This is a genomic window from Inhella sp., from assembly GCF_041912635.1.
Classification (GTDB): domain Bacteria; phylum Pseudomonadota; class Gammaproteobacteria; order Burkholderiales; family Burkholderiaceae_C; genus Inhella.
Genome location: NZ_JAYRMO010000068.1, coordinates 1 through 1,890, shown reverse-complemented (window position 1 = coordinate 1,890; position 1,890 = coordinate 1). Strand labels below are relative to the sequence as shown.

The window sequence follows — 1,890 nt, the reverse complement described above, 5'->3', positions numbered from 1 at the left end:
CAAGGGCCGCTGGAACACGCTGCTGACCGCCTTGCAGCAGTTCAAGGACGACTACGAGAAGAACCAGCCCATGTGGCGCATCCTTCCCGAGTTCTGCCAGCAGCACAAGCGCTACGAGCGTATGGGCCTGCGCGACCTGTGCCAACACGTGCACGAGATGTACGCCAAGTACGACATCGCCCGCCTGACGACCGAGATGTACCTCTCGGACCTCACACCCGCCATGAAGCCCAGCGACGCCTACGCGCACATCGCACACCGCCAGACCGAGCGCGTGGAGATCGACCACCTCGAAGGCCGCATCACCGTGGGCCTGGTCACGCCGTACCCGCCCGGCATTCCGCTGCTCATCCCCGGCGAGGTGTTCAACAAAAAGATCGTGGACTACCTCAAGTTCGCACGCGAGTTCGCCAAGCTGTGCCCCGGTTTCGAGACCGACATCCACGGCCTGGTCGAGGTGGAAGACGAGAGCGGCCAGGTGCGCTACTACGCGGATTGTGTGGCCCAAGAAAAGTAATCAAATCTGGCTCCAGCGCCCGTCCATAAAGCGCAAGCAGCTATCAATTTAATAGCTATTTGTCCTGTGGCTGCGGGTCTTCGCGCACCCGCAGGTAGCTGGCGAAGCGCGGCAGCCCGCCATCGTGCGTGCCCCGGAAGCGGTAGGTGACCCAGGCGCCCACGGGCGGCGGGTGGTCGCGGTCGGCATCGCTGAAACCCGCGCCCAGCCGGAAGCGTTGACCCGTGGGCATCTCCACCCACAGCGCGCCCATGCGGCCCGCGTGGCGGCCCTTGCCAGGCAGGTGGGCGAGCACGCGCGCCTCGGCGTCCTCGTGTTCCTTGAGCTTGAGCAGGTCGTCGCTGCGTCCCGCGCGGTAGAGCGAGGCGCCCCGGTGCAGCATGAGCCCCTCGCCGCCTGCGCGCACGGTGCGCCGCAGCAGGGCCTGCAAGGCCGCATCCGTGGCCACGCGCCGCTGCGGCACGGCCTGCACCCACGGCTGGCCCAGGCGTTCCACCAGCGCCCGCAGGGCTGGCAGGCGCTCGTCAAAGGGGCCTCCGTGCGTGGGCAGGTCGAACACCATGAAGCGCATCTGCCTCCACGCGGCCTCGTTGGGCTGCTGCTGCCGGGTGGTGGACTGGGCGTGGCCGAAGCGCCCGCGCCCGGCCCACAGCTCGCCATCCATCGGCGTCTCGGGCCAGCCGGCGGTGAACCAGGCCGGGGCCGCCACGGTGGCGCCGCCGCGCGTGCGCAGGGATCGGCCGTCCCAGAAGCCACGCACACCGTCGTATTTTTCGCTCACCCAGTAGTCCTGCAGCGGCAGGCCGGGGCGGTACACCTGCGCCAGCAGCAGCGCCGGGGCGTCCGCCGCCGGAGCCTGGCCGGGCAGGGCGGCCAGCGCCAGCAGGGCCAGCCAGCTGCGACGGGGTAGTCTGCTATCAAAAAATGAGCTACTGGCGCTTGCTGTATAAGCGCTGGAGGCCATTTTTGCCTAAAGTCCTGTGGGTCAGACCTGGTCGGCGGACAGGCCCGCCGTCTGGCTGAAGCCGCCATCCACGTAGGTGATTTCGGCGGTAACGCCCGAGGCCAGGTCGGACAGCAGGAAGGCCGCCACGTTGCCCACGTCTTCAATCGTTACGTTGCGGCGCAGGGGCGAGGCGTCGGCCACGCGCGAGAGCAGCTTGCCGAAGTCCTTGATGCCGCTGGCGGCCAGCGTCTTGATGGGGCCGGCGCTGATGCCGTTGGCGCGGATGGCGCGGCCGTCCGCAGTGCGGCCCACGGCCTCGGCCAGGTAGCGCACGCTGGCTTCCAGGCTGGCCTTGGCCAGGCCCATGGTGTTGTAGTTGGGGATGGAGCGCAGCGCGCCCAGGTAGCTCAGCGTCAGCAGCGAGGAC

At 68.5% G+C, this 1,890-nt stretch carries 2 protein-coding genes and 1 pseudogene; 1 reads left to right on the top strand and 2 read right to left on the bottom strand.

The genetic code is table 11. From position 1 onward, the window contains the following. Positions 1 to 517, top strand: a pseudogene (locus tag ACE3QP_RS21665) (lysine decarboxylase); the annotation flags it as partial. 55 nt (positions 518 to 572) lie between these two features. On the opposite strand, the gene ACE3QP_RS21660 reads toward ACE3QP_RS21665, so the two are convergent. Together ACE3QP_RS21660 and ACE3QP_RS21655 are read right to left on the bottom strand one after the other, a co-directional pair. Beyond that, on the bottom strand, positions 573 to 1,481 hold the full coding sequence (locus ACE3QP_RS21660) for a DNA ligase (protein ID WP_374439147.1): 909 nt from the start codon (positions 1,479 to 1,481) through the stop codon (positions 573 to 575). A 21-nt stretch (positions 1,482 to 1,502) separates the two neighbouring features. Then, the coding region (locus ACE3QP_RS21655) for an SDR family oxidoreductase (protein WP_374439145.1) at positions 1,503 to 1,890 on the bottom strand (388 nt) is incomplete at its 5' end.

Bases quoted from the DNA above. Each gene is read 5' to 3' on its own strand.
- ACE3QP_RS21660 (WP_374439147.1), bottom strand. From the start codon at position 1,481: ATGGCCTCCAGCGCTTATACAGCAAGCGCCAGTAGCTCATTTTTTGAT.